Below are 23,795 nucleotides of genomic sequence, written 5' to 3' on the forward strand. Positions count from 1 at the left end.
GGCGCAACGCTGGGACCAACAAGCCGCGCGATGAACAACCACGTCACGAAAGCCAGGAGCGGAACACATTGCAGGCCTTCCTCAATCGAGCGTGCGCCGATAGAACTTCACGGCGATACCCATTACGACGAACAGAAAGATCAGCAGCGGCCATACATGCGGCCACATGTCGGCCCAACCGACGCCCTTGAGCAGAATGCCGCGCACGAGCCGGTTGAAGTAGGTGAGCGGCAACAGGTTGCCGATGTACTGCGCCCACTTCGGCATGCCCGCGAACGGAAACATGAAACCCGACAGCAGGATGTTGGGCAGAAAATAGAACATCGTCAGTTGCATGGCCTGCAACTGGTTCTGTGCGAGCGACGACAGCGTAATGCCGATCGTCAGATTGGCCGCGACGAACAATAGAGCGGACAGATACAGCGCGATCAGACTGCCTTCGAACGGCACGTTGAACACGAAGCGCGCCGCCGCGAGAATGATGCTGACCTGCACCAGTCCGATCGCCACGTAAGGCACGATCTTGCCGGTCATCACTTCGAGCGGCAGTACCGGTGTGGCGAGCAGATTTTCCATCGTGCCGCGCTCGCGTTCGCGCGTGATCGCGAGGCCGGTCATCATCACCATCGTCATCGTCAGAATCACGCCCATCAGGCCGGGCACCACGTTGTACTGGGTCAGGCTTTCGGGGTTGTAGAGCCGGTGCAATTGAACGTCGAAAGCGGCCGGGCCGACCGCGAGCGTCGACAGCGGACCCGTGAGGTCCTTCTGCAACACCGACTGCGCGATCGACGGCAGCGCGCCGAGCGCGGTGCCCACCGCGGTGGGGTCCGTCGCGTCGGCTTCGACGAGCAGCGATGGCCGTGCGCCCTTGGCCAGATTGCGCGTGAAACCGACGGGGATATTCAGCACGAACAGCACCTTGCCCTGCGCGAGCGCGCGGCGACCGGATTCTTCGTCGGGCAGCGTCGATACGATGTCGAAGTAATCGGAGTTGCGCATCGCCATCAGGAAACTGCGCGTGAACTCGCTGTGATCGGCGGCGATGACGGCGGTCGGCAGATGCTTGGGGTCGGTATTGATCGCGAAGCCGAACAGCGCCATCTGCATGATCGGCAGCACGATCATCATCGCAAACGTGATGCGGTCGCGCTTCAGTTGCAAAAACTCCTTGCGCACGACGCTCCACCAACGCATCAGCGAAAAGCGTGGAAGTCGGCGCGCGGAATTCACGATGCTTTGCCCGAAGGGGTGGCGTAATTGTCGGTCGAGCGGTTCATCATGAAGATGAACACGTCCTCGAGGCCGGTTTCCTGTGGTTCGATCCGCAACGCCGGGTCCGAATGAGCCAGCTGGTCGATCGTGGCGTGGAGTTCGGGCGTGTCCGGACCGCTCACGTGCAGCGACGAACCGAACGCCACCGTCTGCTCGACGCCGGGCGAGCGGCGCAGCCGGTCGCCGAGCTCGACGAGATTCTGGCCGTACACGGCCCACGTCACGAGCCCTTGCGAATCGATGACCTGTTTCGACGTGCCCTGCGCGAGCAGCTTGCCGTAGGCGATATAAGCGAGCTTGTGGCAGCGTTCCGCTTCGTCCATATAGTGCGTGCTGACGAGCACCGAGATGCCGCGCGCCGCGAGGCGATGCAACTCTTCCCAGAAGTCGCGGCGCGCGCTCGGGTCGACACCTGCGGTCGGTTCGTCGAGCAGCAGCAGTTCCGGCTCATGGAGCATGCACGCGGCCAGCGCGAGACGCTGCTTCCATCCGCCCGACAGTGCGCCGGCCAACTGCTTCGCACGGCTTTGCAGGCCAAGCTGTTCGAGCGCGCGATCGACCGCCTCGCGGCGGTTCTTCATCTCGTAGATGCGCGCGACGAAGTCGAGGTTTTCGCGGATCGACAGATCTTCCCAATAGGAGAAGCGCTGCGTCATATAACCGGTGCGCCGCTTGATCTGCGCGCTGTCCCGCACGATGTCGTAGCCGAGACACGTGCCGCTGCCGGAGTCGGGCGTCAGCAGTCCGCACATCATGCGGATGCAGGTGGTCTTGCCGCTGCCGTTGGGGCCGAGAAAGCCGAAAATCTCACCGCGCTGCACGCGCATCGTGACATCGTTGACCACGTGCTTGGTGCCGAAATGCTTGTTCAGCCCCTGCACGTCGATCGCGTACACGGGGTCGCTGGCATTGCCGGGGGGCGCGGGCGCACTCATTGCAGCGTGACCGTGACGGGCTGGCCGGGCCGCAGCTTCGGCGCATCGGCGGTCTGGGGTCGGGCTTCGACCATGAACACGAGCTTCGCGCGGCTTTCGTTGCTGAAGATCACCGGCGGCGTGTACTCCGCCTGGTCCGAAATGAAGCTGAGCACGGCCGGCACATCGGCCGCGCAGCCGTCGCAATGAATCGATACGCGACGGCCCGGCGCGAGCGAACCGACCACTCCCTGGGGCACGAAAAAGCGCACCTTGACGTTCTCCGGCGGCAGCATGCGCACGACGGGGCTGCCGGCCGGCACCCATTCGCCGCTGCGATACATCGTGTCGAACACGAGGCCGGCGTGCGGCGCGTGCACGCTTTTCTGATCGAGCTTCCATTGGGCCTGGCCGAGCTGGGCCTGGGCAGCGTCGACCTGCGCCTGCTGCGCGCGGATCTGTTCGGTCCGCCCAGGCAGACGCGCGACGGCCAGCTGGCTTTGCAACTCACGCACGTGCGCGGCGCTCGACAACGCGGTCGCGCGCGAGTCGTCGAGCTGGCTTTGCGCGATGCCGCCCGCGCCGAATTGCTGTTGGTCGCGGCGGAACTGCGTCGCGGCGCGCGCCGCATCGGCTTCGGCCTGCACGAGTTGCGCGCGCGTCACATCGACTTCCGGCGGACGCTTGCCGGTTCCAAGGTCGGCAAGCTGGGCGCGGGCCGAGCGCAGTTGCTCGCCCGCCTGCGCGACGGCGTCGGTTTCGTTCTGCGCTTCGAGCGCGAAGAGCGGCGTGTTCTGCGCGACGGTCTGCCCGCGCGAGACCGCGAGCTCGGTCAACTGTCCCGCCTGCGAAGACGCGAGGTACAGGAACTCGCCTTCCACATAGCCTTGCCACGTGTTCGCCGGTGGTCGCGAACAGCTTGCGCACGCGATGCACAGAGCGAGCGACGCGGCACGTCTGGATGAGCTGGCGAACACGGTCATGACGGCTTCCCCTTCGCGCGGCGTGCGGTGGACGTCGCCCCGGTTCTGGCCTTGGCGTTGGTCTCGACCGCCGCGGTTGCGCTCATGCCCTGCGCGAGCAGCGCGACGACATGGCGTTCGAGCGTCGCGCGATCGAACGAGGTGCGCGGATTCAGGCGCTGCCAGATCCTCGCGGTTGCCTGCGGCAGCATCACCAGAGCGAGCACCGAGTTGAACAGCAGCAACGGTTCGAGCTGTGCGTTCAACTGACCCGACGCGCAGCCACGCGCGATGTTCTGACCGAACGCGGCGAGCTTTTGCACGGGGATGCGCGCAAACGCGCGCTCGCGCAGCAAACCGCCTTCGTTGACGATCTCGCGCAGCCAGAGCGAAGGCAGCCACGGCATGGTTTCGGTGACGTCGAACATGCGCCTGACGATGCCTTGCGTCAGCGCGAGCGGTTCGTCGTGTTCGGGATCGACCGGGTCCCAGATCGCGCCGAACGCGGCGACGAGCCTTTCCTCGAACAACGCGTCGAGCAGCTTTTCGCGCGTCTGGAACCAGTAGTGCACCATCGCGGACGTCACGCCGCTCGCCGCGGCGATCTGCGCAACTGTCGTGTTGGCGATACCGCGCTCGGCGAACAGCGCCACCGCGACATCGAGCAGATGTTCGCGTGCGTCGAAGTCCTGCGGATGAGGACGGCGACCCATTCGGGAGCGGGCGGCTTGCGGCATGGAAACCAGACTAATTGATGAGTTAGTTAGTTTTAACCCATTGATACTAGGATATTTTCCGGTATGGCGAAGGAGGGGAAACCCTGGCGGCGGGCGGCCTTTGTCCTCTCGTTGATCCGCGTCAGGAAACGCGCGACGTCACAGCCTCGGTATCGTCGATACCGGAATTGGCGCTGATCTTTTGGCGTTTGTTTCGCGGCGTATTAACTCTTCTGAAATGATCCTGGCCTGTAAGACCCGGTAAGAGAACGGCTACTGGCTTGGTGCGCTCTCACACACAGTCGTCGAAAATGACTTCATAAAATTCCCGACGAATTGACCACCACTATGCATGTACTCGACGTCGTGAGTTGTGCACCAAAAATGGACCTCGATATGAAGCGCTGCAGGGTATTGGTAATAAACGATTATGCGTCGATGGGCGGCGCGGAAGTTGTTTATCAACAATCGGCAGACCTTCTGAGTCGATTGCCCGGGGTCGAAGTCGAACGCTTCGACGACACGCGCTTTCCGGTGGGAACCACCAAGTGGTCCAGGTCCTGGAATATCGCGGCCGCGCGTGCGCTCGAAGAGACCATTGTCGGTTTCCGTCCGCATCGGGTGATGGTGCACAACTACCATAACGCGCTATCGAATTCGATACTGAGCGTTCTCGCGCGTCAAAAGCGAAAGCTCGGTTTTCGCGTATATCACACGAGCCATGACTACCATCTCGTCTATTACAACCCGGCACTGCAATACTTCGATAAGAGGCGCCCGGTGATTCTGCCGCTGGAGGTGTTGGGCACGCGCGCGGCGCTGACTCATCGATCGACGACGAAAGGCCTTGTGCACGACCTGATGACGAAGTGTTACTGGCACGCAGTACGCGAGGCATTCCCTCCCGCGCAGATCTTCGAGACGATCGTATGTCCAAGCGCTTTCATGGAAGAAGCGCTGCATCGCAGTGGCATCACGAATACGAGGGTCGTTTTTAATCCCTCTTCAGTACCGGTCGCGCATCAGCCTTCGAGCGCTGCTGGCAAGCAGAGATTCAAGATTGCCTTTGTCGGCAGGATTTCGCAGGAAAAAGGACTCGCGGAATTTATCGAACTCGCAGAGAGCGTGAACTTTCATCGCATCGACGTAATAGGCGTTTACGGGGACGGTCCGGATCGTCGTGCCATGGAGCGGCGCTTCACGTCGCTTATCGAGCGCGGCAAAGTGGTTTTTTTCGGCAGATTGCCGCAAGAAGAATTGTTTCCGCAGATGCGGCGATTTGCCGACGCGGTCGTCGTGCCATCGTTGGGAGCCGAAAATGCGCCGCTCGTCATTATCGAGGCCGCCATGCTCGGCTTGCCTGCCCTCGTCCACGACGGCGGCAGCATGGCATCGACTGGCGACGCGGTGGGCAACAAGATCAAATTCCGGTCTCAGCCGGAGAGCCTCAAGCTGGCACTGGATCGACTGGCGATGCATCTGGCGGACAAGGGCAGAAGGTATTCACTCGCGGAGTATCTGCCAGAGCACTACCAGCAGCGGCTCGCGGAAATCATGGAACTCGGCGAGCAGGCCGGCACGGCGCCTTCGAGGCGGACAGACGAGGCGGTCTGCTGACGGGCTGCGCCGGACTCGGTGAGCAGCACCTTCTGTCGTTTGACGGCTTCGCTGAATAAGCCCTTAACTGAATATTCGATCTGGCGTGCCCATTCGCAGACCGTCACTAACGCTCGATGAGCTATCCCGACCAGCTTCGCTTTCGCCGTTCCGCCCGACGCAAAGCTGACAATGGACGGCAGCTGGCAGCCCCGCGCCAAGCGCATTTTCGCCGGAAATTTCTATACTTTCTCTAGCGCACACCCGGTACGATCCAGCCCGTACGACCCAAACGAATTCACGTCAACGAAACGAGAGAATCAAAGCGAACCCGCGGCGCGGCCCTCACGGCTCACGCGCGATTCATATGAGGAGGCAGACATGGCACATTCCGCATCCGCCGCGCCGGCGAAGGAAGGCCACGGCGAAGCCTCGCCGGCGCTGCCAGCGCTCGCGCTGGCAGCGCTCGGCGTGGTCTACGGCGACATCGGCACGAGCCCGCTCTATACGCTCGCCACCGTGTTCGATCCCAGCAACGGTCTCACGCTCAACGCTTTCAATATCGTCGGCATCGTCTCGCTGATCTTCTGGTCGCTGATGATCGTCGTTTCGCTCAAGTACGTCGTCTTGATCCTGCGGGCGAACAATCATGGCGAAGGGGGCATCATGGCGCTGCTCGCGCTCGCGGCGTCGTCGATCGCGTCGCGGCCGCGTTTGCGTCGCGGCCTCCTCGTGGTGGGCGTGATGGGCGCGGCGCTGTTCTTCGGCGATAGCGTGATCACGCCGGCCATTTCCGTGCTGAGCGCCGTGGAAGGGCTCGAAGTCGTCGAGCCCGCACTCAAGACCTATGTGATTCCAGTGACGCTCGCCGCGCTCATCATCCTGTTCGTCACGCAAAAGCACGGCACGGGCGGCATCGGCGCCGTGTTCGGGCCCGTGATGGTGCTCTGGTTCGTCGTGATCGGCGTGGCGGGCGTCGCGAACATCATGGCCGCGCCGGTCGTGCTGTATGCGCTCAATCCGCTGGAAGGGCTCGGCTTCGTCATGCGCCACCGCTGGCTCGCGTTCGTCGCGCTCGGCGCGGTGGTGCTCTCGCTGACGGGCGCCGAGGCGCTCTACGCCGACATGGGCCATTTCGGCAAGCGACCCATCCGCCTTACCTGGTTCGGCGTCGTTTTTCCCGCGCTCGCGCTCAACTATCTGGGCCAGGGCGCGCTGCTGCTGGCGAACCCAGGCGCGGTGCAAAACCCGTTCTACCGCCTGTTCCCGCAGTGGGCCATCGTGCCGATGATCGTGCTGGCGACGATCGCCACCGTGATCGCCTCGCAGGCCGTTATTTCGGGCACCTATTCGATGACGATGCAGGCCATGCAGCTTTCCTTCCTGCCGCGCATGAACATCGTGCATACGTCGGAGCGCGAGATCGGGCAAATCTACGTGCCCGGCATCAACTGGATCCTGTTGATCGCCGTGGTTGCGGCGGTGTTGGGCTTCCGCTCGTCCACGGCGCTCGGGTCCGCGTATGGCATCGCCGTGACCGGCACGATGCTCATCACCACGTTCCTGACGTTTTTCGTCGTGCATTACGCGTGGCGCTACAACTGGCTGCTGTGCCTGCTGTCCACCGCGTTCTTCTTCGTGATCGACGCGTTGTTCTTCTCGGCTAATCTGCTCAAGATCGTCGATGGAGGCTGGTTCCCGCTCGTGATCGGCGCGATCGTGTTCACGGTCATGGCGACGTGGGGACGCGGGTGGGAAATGATGCTGGCCGAGGCGCGCGTGCGGGCGGGCAAGACGCCGCTCAAGCCGTACCTCGCTGCGCTGCTCGAAAGTTCGCCGACGCGCGTGGGCGGCACGGCGATCTTCCTGACGCCGGACGCCGAAGCGGTGCCGCACGCGCTCGTCAACAACCTGCGGCACAACCGTGTGCTGCATGAGCGCACGGTTTTCCTAAGCGTAATAACGAAGAACGTGCCGTGGGTGGCCGAAACCGAGCGCGTGCAGATCAGGCCGCTGTGCACGGGTTGCTGGCACGCAACGGTGAAGTACGGATTCAAGGACGAAGTGGACTTGCCGCGCACGCTGGCCGCCTACAAAACGCCGGAACTGGCCTTCAACCTGGACGACACATCGTGGTTCCTGAGCCGCGCGGCCGTCGTGCCCAAACGCGGCCACGGCATGGCGCTATGGCGCGAGCGGCTTTTCGCGGTGATGCTGCACAACGTGGGCAATATCGCGGCGTTCTTCAAACTGCCGGCCAATCGCGTGATCGAAGTCGGCGCGCGCGTGGAGATCTAGAGCGCGCCGTTCAGCAGCGTGGAGCAGCGGCGGGCCTGCTTCGATACTCCTCGGCCCCGTAACCGCCGCGCCTGCGTAGTCAGCACGCGAGGCGGAGGCGAATCGTCCTTGTCCCACGCTACCGTTGAGCGCCGCTTCGCCACGGCCCCCGGATATCTCGGGTTCGAAACTTGCTGCCCACCACCAACCCGCCGCTCGAATCGGCGCGCGCGTTTTGCTTCGCGGCAGGCTGGCATGGACGGACGCCCGCGCCGCATCCAACGAGGAGACGTGTCATGGGCGACGAGACTCACCAGAATCACGGACACGACCGCCGCCGCTTTCTTGCGGGCGTGGCCGCGGTGGCCGGCAGCGTTGCGCTAGCGGGTTGCGGAGGCGGTGGTGGATTGGGCGGAGACGACCAACCGGGCGGCGGGAGCGCCAGCGAACCCGCGTCCTCGATTACCGACATTCCATCGCCCAACGCCGCCGACCGCTACAGCCTGCCGCGCCCGGCGTTGCCCGCGCCGGCCAGTTCGGGCATCGACTTCATCGTGCTGGTCACGATGGAAAATCGTTCCTTCGACCATTTCCTCGGCTGGGTGCCGGGGGCCGAGGGCATGCCCGCGAACCAGCACTTCAAAGACGCGTTCGGCGCGACGCAAACGCCGTTTTCCCTCGCGGCGAATGCCGCGTACGGCTATCAGGCGTGCGCCTACCAGGACCCCAATCACGGCTTCTCGGGGGCGCGCACGCAACTGGCATCGGGTGCGATGAATGGCTGGCTGCTCACGCCGGGCACGAGCCTGATCCCGGGCGACCTGCTGCCTATCGGCTACTACACGTCGGCCGATCTTCAATTTTTCAACGCCGTGGCGAGCAGTTATACGATCGGCGACTTCTACTTCAGCGGCATCCTGACCAGCACCTTTCCCAATCGCCTCTATCTGCATAGCGGCGCAACGGATCGGCTCGACGACAGCGTCGACACTTCGTCGCTCGCCACGATCTGGGACAAGCTGAGCGACGGCAATATCGACTGTCGCTACTACTACCACGACGTGCCGTTCACGGCGCTTTATGGCACACGTTATCTGGGCATTTCGCGCCCGTTTGCGGATTTCCTCGTGAATGCCGCGGCCGGGACGTTGCCGCCGTTCTGCATGGTCGATCCGTCCTTCACGGGCGAGCCGGAAGGCGTTTCCGACGACGATCATCCGCATGCCGACATCCGCGACGGCGAGGCGTTTCTCGCGCAGGTCTACGAGGCGCTGCGCACGAGCCCGACGTGGAGCCGCACGCTGATGATCGTCGTCTACGACGAATGGGGCGGGTTTTTCGAGCACGTGGTGCCGCCCACCAGGCCGATCAGCAACAGCGAGCTCACACTCGGCAACGACGGCAAGCTCGGCTTTCGCGTGCCGCTCGCGCTGCTCGGCCCGCGCGTGCGCGCGAACTCGATCACCCGCTATCCGTTCGACCCCAGCTCGATTCACGCGCTGCTGCAATGGCGCTTCGGCTTACAGCCGCTTGGCGTGCGCGGCAGCGATCCGGCGACGTTCAATCTCGCCTACGCGCTCGATCTCAACGACGCGCCGCGCACCGACGCTCCTGCGTTCACGGTCGCCCAAGGGCCGTTCGGCGGGACCTGTCTGGGGGCGGCCGCGCCCTCGCCGTCAAGCTCCGTAGCGGCGATCGATCAGTCGCAAAAGCTGGCGATCAACCCGACGGCGGACCGCTTCGCGGATCTGCGCGCGAAGGCGGCGTCACTAGGATTCCGGACCGGAGGCTAAGCTGGGTTTCCGCTTAAAATGAGCGGGCCGCAAGCGGGCGCCGGACCGGGCCGCGCTGGATCCTGAATGGCAGCGCGCACGGCGGGATGCACGGCCTGATGAAGGCTCATGCCTTGAGCGCAGTTTGGTGAGAAACGCTTGCGCGCGACATCGTTTTGCGAAGCGGGTCCCGCACTTGCTGGCGAGACCGTCTCGAAGCCCCGCGGTTGCGTGCAGCATGTCATCGGCGCGCGCGGCGGGCCGCCTACGTCGACGTCACCGCGTCGTCCTCAACGGGTCCGCCGATGCCATTTCGTTACGATCTTCCCGTTTGGCTTTCCCGCGAGTGGCCGTACCGCCGCGTTGTAGCCAACGTGGCCGCCGCGCTGGCGCTCGCCGCAAGCACCAGCGTCATTGCGCAATCCGCGCCGACGGTCGCGCAGACCCAGCCGGCCGTGCCGGCGGTTACGCTGCCCGCATCGGCCGCCGCCGCGAGTACCGCCAGCAGCGCCGCGGACCGGCACGTCGAAAGCACGGATCACGCGCAGCCGTCGCCGGTCGTGCCGACGCCGCCGTCCGAGCTGTACGGCGAACTGTATCGTGACGTCGAACTCGCGCATCTTTACCCGGACAGCAAGACGTTTGCCGATATGTCGCCAAGCGAGCCGCCGACCGAGGTCATCGCCGACTACGACAGCCAGCGTTCTCAGCCGCGCTTCGACCTGAAACAGTTTGTCGAACAGCGCTTCACGCTGCCCCCGCGCGCGCCGAAGCGCTACGCGTCCGATCCTGACGAGAGCGTCACCGCGCACATCGATACGCTGTGGAACGTGCTGCGTCGCGAACCGGATGCGAGCGCGAGCCCGTACTCGTCGCTGTTGCCGCTGCCGTCGCCGTACATCGTGCCGGGCGACCGCTTCGACGAGATCTACTACTGGGATTCGTACTTCATCCTGCTGGGGCTCGACGCGAGCGGCCAGCACGCGCTCGTCGACGACGAGCTGAACAATTTCTCGACGTTGATCGACCGCTATGGCCACATCCCCAACGGCAATCGCACGTATTACCTGAGCCGTTCGCAGCCGCCGTTCTTCGCGCAGATGGTGCAGCTCGTCGCGCGGAAGGAGGGCGATCAGGTCTACGCCCGCTATCTGCCCGAGCTGCGCCGTGAATACGCGTACTGGATGGCCGGCAGCGACCATCTCGCGCCGGGCAACGCGGCGCACCATCTCGTGCGTCTCGCCGACGGCACGCTGCTCAATCGCTACTGGGACGAGCGCGCGGCGCCGCGCGACGAGTCGTACCGCGAGGATGTGATGACGGCGCAGCAGATGCCGCAACGCGACGCGCAGGATTTATGGCGCAACCTGCGCGCGGGCGGCGAAACCGGCTGGGACTTCAGCTCGCGCTGGTTTGCCGACGGCAGGACGCTCGCGACCATCGACGTGACCTCGCTAGTGCCAGTGGACCTGAACTGCCTGATGGTGGACCTCGAACGCACGCTCGCGAAAGCCTACCGTGTGACCGGCGATGCAGGCCACGCCGAGAATCTCGAACTACGCGCCCGGGTGCGCGCCGATGCGATCCGCCGGGTGCTGTGGGATCCGCAACTGCACGCTTTCGGCGACTACGACTTCGTGCACCGCACGCCCACGCATCGGCTTACTGCCGCGACGGTGTACCCGCTTTACGCCGGCGTCGCGACACGCAACGACGCGCGCGAAGTGGCGCAGACGATCCGGCGCGATCTGCTGCGTCCGGGCGGTCTCGCGACGACGCGGACCAACACCGGCCAGCAGTGGGACGAACCGAACGGCTGGGCGCCGCTGCAGTACCTCGCGGTGATCGGGCTGCGCCGCTATAGCGAGCCGGAGCTCGCGCGCGATATCGCGACACGCTGGATCCGCACCGACGTCGCGTACTACCAGCGCACCGGCAAGCTGGTCGAGAAGTACGACGTCGACGCGAGCGGCAAGTCGGCGGGGGGCGGCGAGTATCCGCTGCAGGACGGCTTTGGCTGGACCAATGGCGTGCTGCGCGTGCTGATGCAGCTCTATCCGGATGCGGTGAGTTCGACGCGGCCGGCCGATCTGCCTGGCGGTGCGGTGGGGGTGTCGGATGCGGCGGCATCGGCGGCGACCGCGCCGCAGACGTCGCACAGCACGTCGCCCGCGGGCCACTAGTTGCAAAGGAGGCGCGCAGCCAGGCCCGCGCGTTCCGAAGAGGTAGTAGCGATACCAGGATGATGGGTTGACTGCCTGGCGGCGGCGCCGCCCGTTACGATGCTTTGGATAGCTCGAACAGACCCTGATCACCCTGGAAAGCCTCGAAGATGAATCGCAAGCTCGACGTACCATCGGTCGAACCGGTGCCACCGCAGGCGCAGGGCACGGCGACAGCCAAGGCCGCCCCGCCGGCTGGCGATGAAGCCGCCGCGCATTGGCAGCGCAATCTGTGCGTGTGCGTGTTCGGCTCGTTCACGACCATCGTCGCGATGACGCTGCTGCTGCCGTTCCTGCCGCTCTATGTCGAGCAGCTCGGCGTAAAGGATCATGCGGCGATCGTGCAGTGGTCCGGCGGCGCGTTCGGCGCGACCTTCTTCAGCGCCGCGCTCGTCGCGCCCCTGTGGGGCAAGCTCGCGGACCTCTACGGCCGCAAGCTGATGCTGATCCGCTCGAGCCTCGGCATGGCGGTCGCGATGTCGCTGATCGGCATGGCGCACTCGGCGTGGCAACTGGTCGCGTTGCGGCTGCTCGCCGGGTTGCTCGGCGGCTATGCGTCGGGCTCGATGATCCTCGTCGCGACGCAGACGCCGAAGGCGCGTTCGGGCTGGGCGCTCGGCGTGCTGTCGTCGGGGATCATGGCGGGCAATCTGGTCGGCCCGCTGATCGGCGGCTTCCTGCCGCCGTTGATCGGCATCCGCGCGACCTTTTGGGCCTCGGGCGCGGCGATCTTCGTCGCCTTTCTCGCGACGGCGTTCCTGATTCGCGAAATGCCGGTTCGCAAGCACGCGGACGGCGCGCCGAAGCAGGGCGCGTGGGCCTCGGTGGACGACAAGGGGCCGGCCATCGCGATGCTTGCCACGGGTCTGCTGCTGATGGTCGCGAACATGTCGATCGAGCCGATCATCACCGTCTACGTCGCCCAGCTCACGAAGCCTCAAAGCGTGACGATGGTCGCGGGCTTCGTGATGTCGGGCGCGGCGCTCGGCAGCGTGATCTCGTCGTCGCGTCTCGGCAAGTTCGCCGATCGTGCCGGGCACTGGAATGTGATCGTCGGCTGCCTCGCCGTATCGGCGGTGTTGCTCGTTCCGCAGGCGTTCGTCACCGCGAGCTGGCAGCTGATCGTGCTGCGTTTTCTGATGGGGATGGCACTGGGCGGCCTGCTGCCGTGCATCGCGAGCGTGATCCGCCATAGCGTGCCGGCGAGCGTGACGGGCGCGATCCTTGGGTACTCGGTGTCGTCGCAATACGCGGGGCAGGTGGCTGGCCCGTTGCTGGGCGGTTTCGTCGGCGGACACGTCGGCATGCGCGCGGTGTTTCTCGGCACCAGCGTGCTGATGGCGCTCGGCGCGCTCGCGAACTGGCGCGTGAAGTCGGGCAGGGCACGGGCAGCGGCGGCGCGCTGATACAAGCCACCTCGACGGTCAACACGTTTGCCATTCCGGCGCAAACACCTTTCCCCTGGGCGAGCGGCGCCCGCGTAAACCCCAGCGCGCGGCTAGCCAGAACCCGCTTTGCTCCTTTTTTTATTCATGCTACTGTGAATCGCAGTTAGTCAGGCTATGCAAATTTACATTGCCACCAGCCGAGGCGAAGCGGGGGTGGCCTGACGTCGCCTCTGCGCCGGACGCACCCCAACGTGTAATCCCGACCAAGGAGAAAGCGCGGTGACGCAGGTTCCGATCGACCGTAGCAGCATCGTTTCCGCGCGCGCTTTGTCCCACCCACGTCTGTCCCCGGTGAAATGGTTCGTCAGGGCGGGCGTCGCGCTCATCTATCTGTTCATGCTGAGCCCGCTGATCTTCGTGATCTGGCTGAGCTTCTTCAAGGACGCGATCATCACGTTCCCGCCGTCCGGCTACACGCTGTCGTGGTACGTCAACGCATGGCGTAACGACGCGTTCGCGAACGGCTTCGTGCTGTCGCTGAAGCTCGCGGCCGGCGCCGCGATCGGCGGCGTGGTGCTCGGTGTCGCCGCCTCGCTCGCACTTGCGCGCTACCGGTTTGCTGGGCGTCGCCTCGTCAGCAACACGCTGCTGCTGCCATTAGTCGTGCCTGGGATCGTCGCCGGCATTGCGACCTATCTGTTCTATCTGCGCGCCGAGAATGCGCTCGACACCGACATCGTCGGCACATTCGGCGGCCTGCTGCTCGCGCATATCTGCCTGACGATCCCATGGACCATCCGGCTCGTCACCGCGAGCCTGGGCCGGCTCGACACCACCGTCGAGGAGGCGGCGCGCAATCTCGGCGCCGGTGCGTGGCGCACGCTGTGGCGCGTCACGCTGCCGATGCTGCGGCCGGCGATCGTCGCCTCCACGCTGTTCGGCTTCATCGTCTCGTTCGAGAACCTCGAGATGACCTTGCCGCTCGTCGGCCCCGGCAAGACGACGTTGCCGATCGCAATCATGCAGTACCTCGAATTCAATCTCGACCCAACCATCGCGGCGGTATCGGCCGCGCAGATCGTGCTGCTTGGCATCGTGATGCTGATCACCGATCGTTTCGTGAAGCTCGGCAAGGTGATCTGATCATGGCTCAGGTATCCCTGCGCAATCTGCGCAAGCAGTACGGTTCGACGACCGCGGTCGCCGACGTGTCGTTCGATATCGCCGAGGGCGAGCTGGTTGCATTTCTCGGCCCAAGCGGCTGCGGCAAGACGACGACGCTGCGCATGGTCGCGGGCTTCGTCGAGCCGAGCGACGGCGAAATCTGGATCGGCAACACCGAGGTCACGCGGCTCGCGCCCGACAAGCGCAATACCGGCATGGTGTTTCAGCGCTACGCGTTGTTTCCGCACATGACCGTTGCGCAGAACGTCGCGTTCGGTCTGGAAATGCGGCGTGTACCGAAGGCGGAGCGCGACACGCGCATTCGCGAGGCGCTCGACATGGTGCGGCTGAGCTCGCTCGCCGAACGCTATCCCCGGCAATTGTCCGGCGGCCAGCAGCAGCGCGTCGCGATTGCGCGCGCGCTCGCGATCCGGCCCGACGTGTTTCTGCTCGACGAGCCGTTGTCGAACCTCGACGCGAAGCTGCGCGTCGAGGTCCGCGAAGAAATTCGCGCGCTCCAGCAGCGTCTCGGTCTCACGACGATCTTCGTCACGCACGATCAGGAGGAAGCACTTGCGATGGCGGACCGCGTGGCCGTCATGCACGACGGACGCGTGCAGCAGATCGGCAGCGCGGACGCGTTGTACGAGCGGCCCGCCAACCCGTTCGTCGCGAGCTTCCTGGGCCGCATGAATTTCCTCGCGGGCCGCGTCGACAACGGCCAATTCATCACGGCGAACGGCGAAAGGATCACGGTCCACGCTGCCGCGCGCAATGCCAACACGCTCGGCATCCGACCCGAGCGCCTGCGTCTCGCCGCGGCGCCCGAGCACAGCGAAGCGTCGATCCCGGTCCGGCTGGCCGACCGGATCTATCTCGGCGCGACCGTCGAATTGCGCCTCACGAGCGAGCGCGGCCAGAGCCTCGTCGCGCTCGTGCCGAACACCGCGCATGCCGGTGCCGGCGCATGGTTGCCGGGCGACACGCTGCACGCGTGCTTCAGAACCGAAGATTGCCTGCTTTTTTCCGCCTGAAGGACCATAAAATGAGCTATCCCATCACGCGCCGCACGTTTCTGAAAGCTGCTTCCGGTCTGCTCGTCGCTCCGTCGCTCGGTTTCGATCCGCGCGCGGCGCTGGCGGCCGACGCTTGCCCCAACGTCGTCGTCGGCACGTGGGGCGGCGATTATCTGAACCTGCTCGAACAGAACATCGGCAAGCCGATCATCGAGGCCGCTGGCGGTCGCGTCACGTACGACTCGGCGGATCAGATCGGCCGCATGACGAAATTGCGCGCGGAGAAAATGTCGCGCCACGGTTCGCTCGACGTCGCCTGTCTCGCCGACATCGACATGTTCGACGTCAACCGTTCGGGGGTGCTCGAACCGCTCGACACGAAACTGGTGCCGAACTCGGCGCGCACGATCGAAGCGCTGCGCCGCCCGTATTCGATTCCGCACATCTTCAGTGCGATGGTGATCGTCTACAACCCGGAGAAGTTTCAGGCGAAACCCGATTCGCTCGCGGTCGCGCTCGATCCGAAACTGAAGGGACGGGTGGGCTTTTCCGACATTCTGTACAACTTCAACGTGCTGCAGTCTTCGCTCGCGGCGGGCCAGCACAATGGCGACACGGCGGCCGGCATCCAGTTTCTGCGGGAGGTGCGCAAGCAGCAGCCGAAGGTCTATCCGTCGAACGAAACGGTCGCGGCGGCGCTGAAAAGCGGCGAAATCTGGATGACCTGCATGTGGAAAGCGCGCGCGCTGCAGTGGAAAAAAGGCGGCGTGCCGGTCGACTACGCATTCCCGAAAGAGGGCGGCGTGCCGGTCACGTTCGAGGCCGCCGTGCCGAAGAACGCGCCGACGCGCGCGTGCGGCTTCAACTATCTGAACGCGATGCTCGATCCGCGCGCGCAGGTCGGCTTCGCCGAGACGATGGGCTATGCGCCGACCGTCACCGATGCGGCCTTGCCGCCGACGCTGCAACAGAGCGTCGGCTTCACGAATGCCGAGCTCGATCGCCTCGTCAAAGTCGACTACGCGCGTTTCACCGCGGAAAAACCGGCGCTGCTCGACTTCTGGAACAAGGAATTCAAGCCGGGACTTTGAACCATGACGACGAGCGCACTGAACGCCGCGCCGCGGCGCCGCGACTTCGCCGGGGGCCTGCTCGCTTCGCCCGCCGTGTTGGTCGTGCTATTCGTGATCGTGCTGCCGGGCGTGCAACTGGTGCGCTACAGCTTCAATCATTTCGACTCCGTCCAGATGATGCAGGCGGCGTTCACGCTCGAGAACTACGTCCAGTTTCTGACCGATCCGTACTACCACGCGGTGCTGTGGACCACGATCAAGGTCGCCGCTCTGTGCACGGCGCTGTCGCTCGTACTCGGTTTTCCGGTCGCCTACGTGCTTGCTAAAACACAGAGCCGCTTCAAGAGCCAACTGGTGATGCTGCTGGTGTTTCCGCTGCTGGTCGGCAACGTCGTGCGCGCGGCGGGTTGGATGGTCATGCTCGGCAACGCGGGTTTCGTCAATGCGATGCTGATGGCGCTCGGCCTCGTCGATCAACCGGTGCGGCTGCTGTATACGCCGTTCGCGGTGGTGGCCGGTACCACCGCCGTGGTTCTGCCGTACATGATCCTGACCTTGCAGAGCGTGCTCGAAGGCCTCGATTTCTCGATCGAGGAAGCCGCGCGCAATCTCGGCGCGAGCTTCGCTCAGACGCTCGCGCGCGTCGTGCTGCCGATCGCGGCGCCCGGCGTCGCGGCCGGCACGATGCTCGTGTTCATTCTGTGCATGAACGCATACGCGACACCGGTTCTGCTCGGCGGCACCGGCATCACGATGATGACGCCCGCGATCTACGACCAGATCGCCAAGGCGAACAACTGGCCGTTCGGGGCCGTGCTATCGATCGTATCGATGGTCGTCACGTTTGCGCTGGCGCTGTTGTCGCACTGGATCATCCAGCGGCGCTACGCGAAGACGATGATGACCTGAACTGGCAGGCGCGCCGCGCGCTGGTGTGTGGGATGCGCCTCTCCTTAATTCTTCTTCCTGAAGGAACGACAGATGCCAATCCTCACCGAAAAGACTCGCGCTTACCGTCACGACCTGATGCAAAAACTGATGGAACGTCTGCGAGTCGATGCGCTGATCTTCACGTCCGCCGACTTCTTCCAGTGGGCGACCAATTTCCACGTCGACGTACAGACCTGGGAGCGGCCGATCGCCGTGTGCGTGCCGCTGTCGGGCGAGCCGTTCGCGATCATGAACGAGCTGTCGACGCATCACGTGATGATGGCGCGCGAGCGCGGACATCTGTGGCTCGACGATATCTCGTTCTACTCGGAGCATCCGCGCGTGGTCGAGCGGCAGCCGCTACTCGCGGAAGTCCCGGAACTGATCGCCGCGCGTTTGCGTGCCGCCGGGCTTGGCGCATCGCGAATCGGCGTCGAAGCCGCCGGCGGTCCGCTCGGCCGCGCGGCGTCGCTGCTGCCGGACGCGAAGTGCCTGCCGATGCTCGCCGAGCTGCGCTCGTTGCGCTGGGTCAAGCACCAGGAGGAGATTGCCATCATGCGGGCCGCCGCAAGCCTCGCCGATTGGGTGCAGGACCGCTATCGCGAGAACATTCGCCCCGGACGGCTCGTTCAGGAACTCGACTATCAGATGGCCGCCCTGATGGTGACCGAAGGCGCGCGCCGCTTTCCTGGGGAGAACCTCGAAGTGATGCGTTGCTGGACCTTGTCGGGACCGGCATCGGCGTCGCCGCACGGCGACGGTGCGTCGTGCGGCGCGCAGATCAAGGCGGGCGACGGGCTCGTCAATATCGTGATTCCGCGTTTGAACGGTCTCGTGATCGAGAACGAGCGCACCTGGTTCTGCGGCAAACCGAGCGCCGAGCAGGCGCGTTTTCATGAGGTCGCGCGCGCGGCCAACGAGGCGGCCGTCGCGGCGGCCGTCACGGGTCAGCCGGTTTCGGGTATCGACGCGGCCGCGCAGGCGGTGATCGAGCAGGCCGGCTGCGCGAAGCACATCCGTCATCGCACGGGGCATGGCATGGGCATCATCGGTCACGAGTATCCGGACGACATGGCGTTCAATCACCGCGCGCTGCTGGACAACGAGGTGTACTCGGCGGAGCCCGGCATCTATGTGTACGGCCTCGGCGGTTTCCGGCTCGACGATTCGGTCGTGACCGGCCCGACGCCGGAGCTGCTCACGAAGACCCCGCGCACGCTCGCGCACGCGACCATCGATTGAGTCGCGCAGCGCGCGACACCCTTCAACGTTGGAGATGACCCGGATCTTGTACCGGGAGGAGACATGATGGAGTCGATTCTGTTCTCGCACTGCGCGCTGCTCGATCCGGCTGCCGGCGAATTGCGTGAGAACCACGCGGTGCTGGTGGAAAACGGACGCATCAAGGAAGTCTCGGACCGGCCGATCCGCAGCGCGTCCGCACGCGAAATCGATGTGCGCGGCAAGACGCTGATGCCTGGCCTGATCGATTTGCACGTGCACGTGCATGCGACGCAGCTCAATCTCGCGGCACAGGTGAACTTGCCGAACGTGCTGGTCACGCTGAAGTCGTTGCCGTTGTTGCAAGGCATGCTTCGGCGTGGCTTCACGACAGTGCGCGATGCAGGCGGCGCGGGCTTCGCGCTCAAACAGGCGTTGGAACAGGGGCTCGCCGAAGGTCCGCGCCTGTTCGTCTCGGGCCGCGCGATCAGCCAGACCGGCGGACACGGCGACATGCGCGGCCGCAGCGACTACATCGGCACCGATAGCCCATGCGCGTGTTGCGCGCGGGTCGGCGCGATATCGCGTGTCGCCGACGGCGTCGATGCCGTGCGTCGCGCGGTGCGCGAAGAGCTGCAGATGGGTGCCGACCAGATCAAGATCATGGCCTCGGGCGGCGTCGCCTCGCCCACCGATCCGATCGGCGCATGGGGCTATTCGGAAGACGAGATCAGGGCGATCGTCCACGAGGCGCGGGCGCGCGGCACCTACGTGCTCGCGCATGCATACACGGCCGAGGCGATCGCGCGCGCGGTACGCTGCGGCGTTCGGACGATCGAGCACGGCAATCTGGTCGACGAAGCGGCTGCGCGGGTGATGGCCGAGCACGGCGCGTTCGCGGTGCCGACGCTCGTCACCTACGACGCGCTCGCGAACGAAGGCGAAGCGCTCGGCCTACCCGCCGACAGCGTCGCGAAGATCGGGAGCGTGCGCCAGGCGGGCCTGCGTTCGCTCGAAATCTTCCGCGCGGCGGGCGTGCCGATGGGCTTCGGTAGCGATCTGCTCGGCGAATCGCAGCGTCTGCAAAGCGATGAATTCCGCTTGCGCAGCGAAGTGCTGACGCCGCTCGAGATCCTGCGCAGCGCGACCGTGGTCGGCGCTCAGGTGCTCGGCCAGGTCGGGCAGCTCGGGCAGATCACGGCAGGCGCGCACGCCGACATGCTCGTCGTCGACGGCAATCCGCTTGCGTCGCTCGACTGTCTGCTGGGGCAGGGCGAGCGCATTCCGGTCGTGATGAAGGGCGGTAAAATCCATGCCTTTGATTTGCCGGCGTGACATGCGGAGCGCTCCCTTGCGAGCGAGGTTGACAACGGGGAGCGCCGGCGGCCCATGCAATCCGGAGAGAACGGATGGACTTTCGGCACATCGACGCATTCAGGGCGCTGATGCTCACGCGCACGACGACCCGCGCCGCGCAGGTCATCGGCACTTCGCAGTCGGGAATCAGCCGCCTGATTACCGATCTGGAGCGCTCGACCAGTCTCACGCTGTTCGATCGCAGCCGCGGCCGGCTCGAACCCACCGTCGAAGCCCTGGCGCTGTTCGAGGAAGTCGAGCGACGCTATGCCGGCCTGGACAACATCCGCGAGTTCGCGCTGAGCTTGCGCAATCCGTCGACCGCGGTGATCCGCGTGGGCTCGGTCGTATCGTTCGGGCTCGGCTACTTCGCGCGCGTCGTGGCGAACTTTCATCGCCGGCATCCGGCCGTGCAGATTGCGTTGACGACCGGGGCATCGTCGCTGATTCGCGATCAGGTGGTGTCGCGTCAACTCGCGCTCGGTCTCGTCACGAATACGGTCGACGTGACCGGCACCGATTCGACCGCCTTCGCGCAGCTCGACGCGATCTGCGCGTTGCCGGCCGGTCATCCGCTGGGCAAGCGCAAGGTCATCAAGGTGGCCGATCTGCGGAATCAGCCGATCGTGTCGTACGATCTGCCCGACCTCGTGCGCTGGGGCATGGATCAGGTGTTGGCGACCGGTCAGCTGCAATCGCAGGTGGTGGCGACCGCGCCGTATTCGGTCAACATCGCGACGATGGTCAAGGAAGGCCTCGGCATCGGTTTGCTGCATCCGGTGTCGGCGTACGACTTTCTCGACTCGAATCTGATCTTGCGCCGCTTCGAGCACGCGATGCCTTTCTACACGCTGAAGATCACCCCGCATGGCGCCGCGCCGGCTCCGCATCTCGACGAATTGTCGAAAGTGATGGAGGAGACGCTCGAAGAAGTGCTGGCGGCCGTGAATGCACGTTTGACGGCTGCGAGTTGACCGATTGCCGCTTCGCGGCGGCAGCGGCGTTCCCCACCTATCCAATGAATACAGATCGGGCCACCGAGGCCTGACATCGTCTGTTGCTGCTGCCAAACCTTGCCAACGTGATTCCGCAATTTCGCCGCAGCTACGCGGTGCCGCACATCTTCAGCGCGCTCGTGCTCGTCTACGACACGGACAGGGTGCGCACACGGCCGGACGGACTCGCCGCGCTGCTGGACCCTCGATTCAAGGGAAAAATCGGTCTGGTCGATGATCAGTATGACTATCTGACGCTCGCGGGCGCGCTCGCCTCGGGCGGACAAGCGAACGATCTCACGCTCGGGCAGAAGTATTTGCGCGCGCTGCGCGAGGCATCGCCGCGAGTGTATCCGTCTGTCGATGCGCTGGCGTCGGCGCTCAAGAGCGGCGAGATCGTCGTGACCGTCACGTGGAAGGCGCGCACGCTGCAGTGGAAAAAGGCGGGCCTCGCGGTCGATTACGTGTTTCCGAAGGAGGGCGCGTTGCCGGCCACGTTCGAGGCCGCCGTCACCGCGGGCAGTAAATCGTCCGCCTGCGCGTTTCCCTATCTGAATGCGATGCTCGATCCGCGTTCCCAGCGCGCGTTCGCCGAATCGATGGGCTATGCGCCGACGATCGCGAACGCGAACCTGCCGCCGTCGTTGCAACAGGCGGTGGGCTTCTCGGGCAAGGAGCTGGAGCGGATCGTGCCGGTCGACTTCGCGATGCTGATGAAACACAAGACGGAAATGCTCGACTTCTGGAACAAGGATTTCCGCGCTGGACTTTGATTCTGGCGCTGAGGCTCCGCATTTTTCTGGCTGCATGACCTGAACACATGATCATTCTGACCAACAACGAAGGTAAATCCGGCATCGGCTTGACCGCGCAACTGCTGCGCAATGGCGGTGCCGGGCTCGACGCGGTCGAGGCGGGCATCCGGCTCGTCGAAGATGACGAGGAGGTGCGCACCGTAGGGCGCGGCGGCTGGCCGAATCTGCTCGGCGAAGTCGAGCTCGATGCGTCGGTGATGGATGGCTCGACGCTGCGCACCGGCGCGGTCGGCGGCATGAAGGGGTTCAGGCATCCGGTCAGCGTCGCCCGCGCGGTGATGGAACGGCTGCCGCACGAGCTGCTGATCGGCGAGGGCGCCGCGCGCTATGCGGCCGAAACGGGCGCGGAGCGGTGCGAGCTGCTCGCCGATCACTCGCGCAAAGCGTATGCGCGCTGGTTTGACAGCGAAGTCAGCGCGGCCGACAAGGCCGCGTGGCCCAACGTGCCGCTCGAACGCTATTGCCACGACGCGGTCGATCCGGAGATCGGCAAGGACACGACCGTTTTTCTCGCACTGGACAGCGCGCGCAATGTCGTGAGCGGCACGAGTACGTCGGGATGGGGCTGGAAATATCCGGGCCGTCTCGGCGACAGTCCCGTGATCGGCGCGGGTTCCTATGCCGATAGCCGTTACGGCGCCTGCGCCTGCACGGGTGCTGGAGAGATGACGATCCGCGCTGGCACTGCGCGCGCGGTGGTGCTCTACATGAAGATGGGGATGAGCGTCGAGCGCGCGGTCAGCGAGGCCGTCGACGATATGCGCGCGCTCAAAGGCGGCTTGATCAGCCGCGTGACGATCCATGCGATCGATGCCGCGGACAATCATCGCGTGGTGGCGGTCAATGGCTTGCCGGGCAATCACTACTGGGTGTGGACGCCCGGCATGGCGCAACCGGAACGCCGTGCTTGCGAGCTGATCCAGATCTCGGCGGGCGCGCCGCAGAACAAGCGGATTGCGATGCAGGTCTATACCGACGTTTGACGGCGACGGGCACTGGTGAATCAGCGGTATTCGCGCAGCGGCACCTAAGACGTCCGCTGCCCCCCCGCAATCACCCGCTCCAACGACAGCTTCAGGTGACGCTGCATCGCCGCTTGCGCCTGAATCGCATCATGCGCTTCCAGCGCTTCCAGAATCACGAGATGTTCGTCGGGCACGGCGCCCCACGTCGTCTCGTTCTCGAAGTGGCCGCGCAGCTTTTCCGACAGCGGACTATGTCGCGCATCGAAGAGCGAGCTGACGGTGCGCACCAGCACCTCATTGCCGGACATTTGCGCGATCGCGAGATGGAACGCGCGATCGGCCGCGACCGGAATTCTGCCGGCCTTTACTTCGCGCTCCATCTCGTTGTAGATGGCGCGCAGCATCTTCAGGTCTTTCGGTTTGCAGAACGGTGCGACGCTCGCGATGATCGAGCCTTCGATCAGGCAGCGCGCGCCGAGGATGTCGAGCAGGCTATCGCCGAGTTCGGCCTGCGACAGCGACGCATCACTCTGCGCGGACGGCGTCGCGCACAGATAGACGCCCGAGCCCATGCGAATCTCGACCAGCCCTTCCAGTTCCAGCGCGACCAGCGCCTCGCGCACCGACGGCCGCGACACGCCGAGCGTCTCCGCCAGCGCGCGCTCGGACGGCAGACGGCCGTTCGGCGCGAAGTCCGGCTGAGCGATCAGATCGCGCAATTTTTCCGCGATCTGGAGATAGAGGCGGCGAGTGTCGGCAGGTCTGGTGGTCACGAAACGATTCCCGGCGATGTAGCTTGTGCAAGCCCCATAAGGCGAGCGCCGATTGTAGATCGAAGCGCCCGGCGCGCAAATCGTGCGCGCTCGGCGGCGCGGCGACAGCGTTCGGGGTTTCCCCAACTTCGTGCGAATTGGCTTGACCAGTATCGCACTCGCCGTTATTTTTGCAAATTGGTAAGGCCAGATTGACGCCACGGAGACGCCAGCCGTGCAGCCCTGCTGGCCGCTCCGCATCCCGACACCCGATCAATGCGCGCACGACGGCTAACGGCGCGAGCCGCAAATCCGCAGTAGATCTGTAGCAAACCCCGGCAGCACACCGGCGGCCACGAGGCCGCATGGTTCATCCAAATAGAGTA

The 23,795-nt window shown here is 64.8% G+C and carries 19 protein-coding genes; 14 read left to right on the plus strand and 5 right to left on the minus strand.

The window, feature by feature from the left end; translation table 11 throughout:
- Positions 1-81: 81 nt before the first annotated feature.
- Genes HDG39_RS10005 through HDG39_RS10020 form a run of 4 tightly spaced genes read right to left on the minus strand, consistent with a single transcriptional unit; the run spans position 82 to position 3,864 of the window.
- The gene (locus tag HDG39_RS10005) at positions 82-1,197 is read right to left on the minus strand and encodes an ABC transporter permease (RefSeq protein WP_184005508.1); all 1,116 of its coding nucleotides are present in this window, start codon (positions 1,195-1,197) and stop codon (positions 82-84) included.
- Positions 1,198-1,229: 32 nt separating this feature from the next.
- Complete coding sequence (locus tag HDG39_RS10010) at positions 1,230-2,210, minus strand: ABC transporter ATP-binding protein (protein WP_184005509.1); 981 nt, start codon at positions 2,208-2,210, stop codon at positions 1,230-1,232.
- A complete protein-coding gene (locus tag HDG39_RS10015) occupies positions 2,207-3,172 on the minus strand; it encodes an HlyD family secretion protein (protein ID WP_184005511.1) in 966 nt (321 codons plus the stop codon). The genes HDG39_RS10010 and HDG39_RS10015 overlap by 4 nt, the downstream gene beginning before the upstream one ends.
- Positions 3,169-3,864, minus strand: coding sequence for a TetR/AcrR family transcriptional regulator (locus HDG39_RS10020; RefSeq protein WP_018422590.1), 696 nt, complete (start codon positions 3,862-3,864; stop codon positions 3,169-3,171). Before HDG39_RS10020 ends, HDG39_RS10015 begins: the two co-directional genes overlap by 4 nt.
- A gap of 387 nt (positions 3,865-4,251) precedes the next feature.
- Between HDG39_RS10020 and HDG39_RS10025 the strand changes: the two genes are divergently transcribed.
- The 14 genes from HDG39_RS10025 (at position 4,252) to HDG39_RS10090 (ending at position 22,675) form a co-directional block, all read left to right on the plus strand.
- Positions 4,252-5,484, plus strand: a complete 1,233-nt coding sequence (locus HDG39_RS10025; RefSeq protein ID WP_260327667.1) for a glycosyltransferase — start codon at positions 4,252-4,254, stop codon at positions 5,482-5,484.
- 360 nt (positions 5,485-5,844) lie between these two features.
- Positions 5,845-7,761 (plus strand): potassium transporter Kup, encoded by a 1,917-nt coding sequence (locus HDG39_RS10030; protein WP_184005513.1) that lies wholly within the window; start codon positions 5,845-5,847, stop codon positions 7,759-7,761.
- 275 nt (positions 7,762-8,036) lie between these two features.
- Positions 8,037-9,533 (plus strand): alkaline phosphatase family protein, encoded by a 1,497-nt coding sequence (locus HDG39_RS10035; protein WP_184005514.1) that lies wholly within the window; start codon positions 8,037-8,039, stop codon positions 9,531-9,533.
- 284 nt (positions 9,534-9,817) lie between these two features.
- Entirely contained in the window at positions 9,818-11,695 is a 1,878-nt protein-coding gene (treA, locus tag HDG39_RS10040) for an alpha,alpha-trehalase TreA (RefSeq protein ID WP_221305680.1), read from the plus strand.
- 149 nt (positions 11,696-11,844) lie between these two features.
- Positions 11,845-13,140: an MFS transporter gene (locus tag HDG39_RS10045; protein WP_184005516.1), complete on the plus strand. Its 1,296-nt coding sequence runs from the start codon at positions 11,845-11,847 to the stop codon at positions 13,138-13,140.
- Positions 13,141-13,401: 261 nt separating this feature from the next.
- Positions 13,402-14,265, plus strand: a complete 864-nt coding sequence (locus HDG39_RS10050; protein ID WP_184005519.1) for an ABC transporter permease — start codon at positions 13,402-13,404, stop codon at positions 14,263-14,265.
- Positions 14,266-14,267: 2 nt separating this feature from the next.
- Positions 14,268-15,320: an ABC transporter ATP-binding protein gene (locus tag HDG39_RS10055; protein ID WP_184005521.1), complete on the plus strand. Its 1,053-nt coding sequence runs from the start codon at positions 14,268-14,270 to the stop codon at positions 15,318-15,320.
- A gap of 11 nt (positions 15,321-15,331) precedes the next feature.
- Complete coding sequence (locus HDG39_RS10060; protein ID WP_018422583.1) at positions 15,332-16,393, plus strand: extracellular solute-binding protein; 1,062 nt, start codon at positions 15,332-15,334, stop codon at positions 16,391-16,393.
- A gap of 3 nt (positions 16,394-16,396) precedes the next feature.
- The gene (locus tag HDG39_RS10065; RefSeq protein ID WP_184005523.1) at positions 16,397-17,284 is read left to right on the plus strand and encodes an ABC transporter permease; all 888 of its coding nucleotides are present in this window, start codon (positions 16,397-16,399) and stop codon (positions 17,282-17,284) included.
- A gap of 72 nt (positions 17,285-17,356) precedes the next feature.
- Complete coding sequence (locus HDG39_RS10070) at positions 17,357-18,547, plus strand: M24 family metallopeptidase (RefSeq protein WP_184005525.1); 1,191 nt, start codon at positions 17,357-17,359, stop codon at positions 18,545-18,547.
- 66 nt (positions 18,548-18,613) lie between these two features.
- Complete coding sequence (locus HDG39_RS10075) at positions 18,614-19,861, plus strand: metal-dependent hydrolase family protein (RefSeq protein WP_184005892.1); 1,248 nt, start codon at positions 18,614-18,616, stop codon at positions 19,859-19,861.
- 74 nt (positions 19,862-19,935) lie between these two features.
- Positions 19,936-20,856, plus strand: a complete 921-nt coding sequence (locus tag HDG39_RS10080) for a LysR substrate-binding domain-containing protein (protein ID WP_184005527.1) — start codon at positions 19,936-19,938, stop codon at positions 20,854-20,856.
- 83 nt (positions 20,857-20,939) lie between these two features.
- Positions 20,940-21,650, plus strand: coding sequence for an ABC transporter substrate-binding protein (locus HDG39_RS10085; RefSeq protein WP_260327668.1), 711 nt, complete (start codon positions 20,940-20,942; stop codon positions 21,648-21,650).
- A 47-nt stretch (positions 21,651-21,697) separates the two neighbouring features.
- Positions 21,698-22,675 carry a glycosylasparaginase gene (locus HDG39_RS10090; RefSeq protein ID WP_184005529.1) on the plus strand — a complete coding sequence of 326 codons (978 nt, stop codon included), beginning with the start codon at positions 21,698-21,700 and terminating at the stop codon, positions 22,673-22,675.
- Between the two features lie 44 nt (positions 22,676-22,719).
- Here the strand turns inward: HDG39_RS10090 and HDG39_RS10095 are convergent, their stop codons facing one another.
- Entirely contained in the window at positions 22,720-23,430 is a 711-nt protein-coding gene (locus HDG39_RS10095) for a FadR/GntR family transcriptional regulator (RefSeq protein ID WP_184005531.1), read from the minus strand.
- Positions 23,431-23,795 lie beyond the last annotated feature (365 nt).

The organism is Paraburkholderia lebeckiae (genome assembly GCF_014201005.1).
GTDB lineage: Bacteria > Pseudomonadota > Gammaproteobacteria > Burkholderiales > Burkholderiaceae > Paraburkholderia > Paraburkholderia tuberum.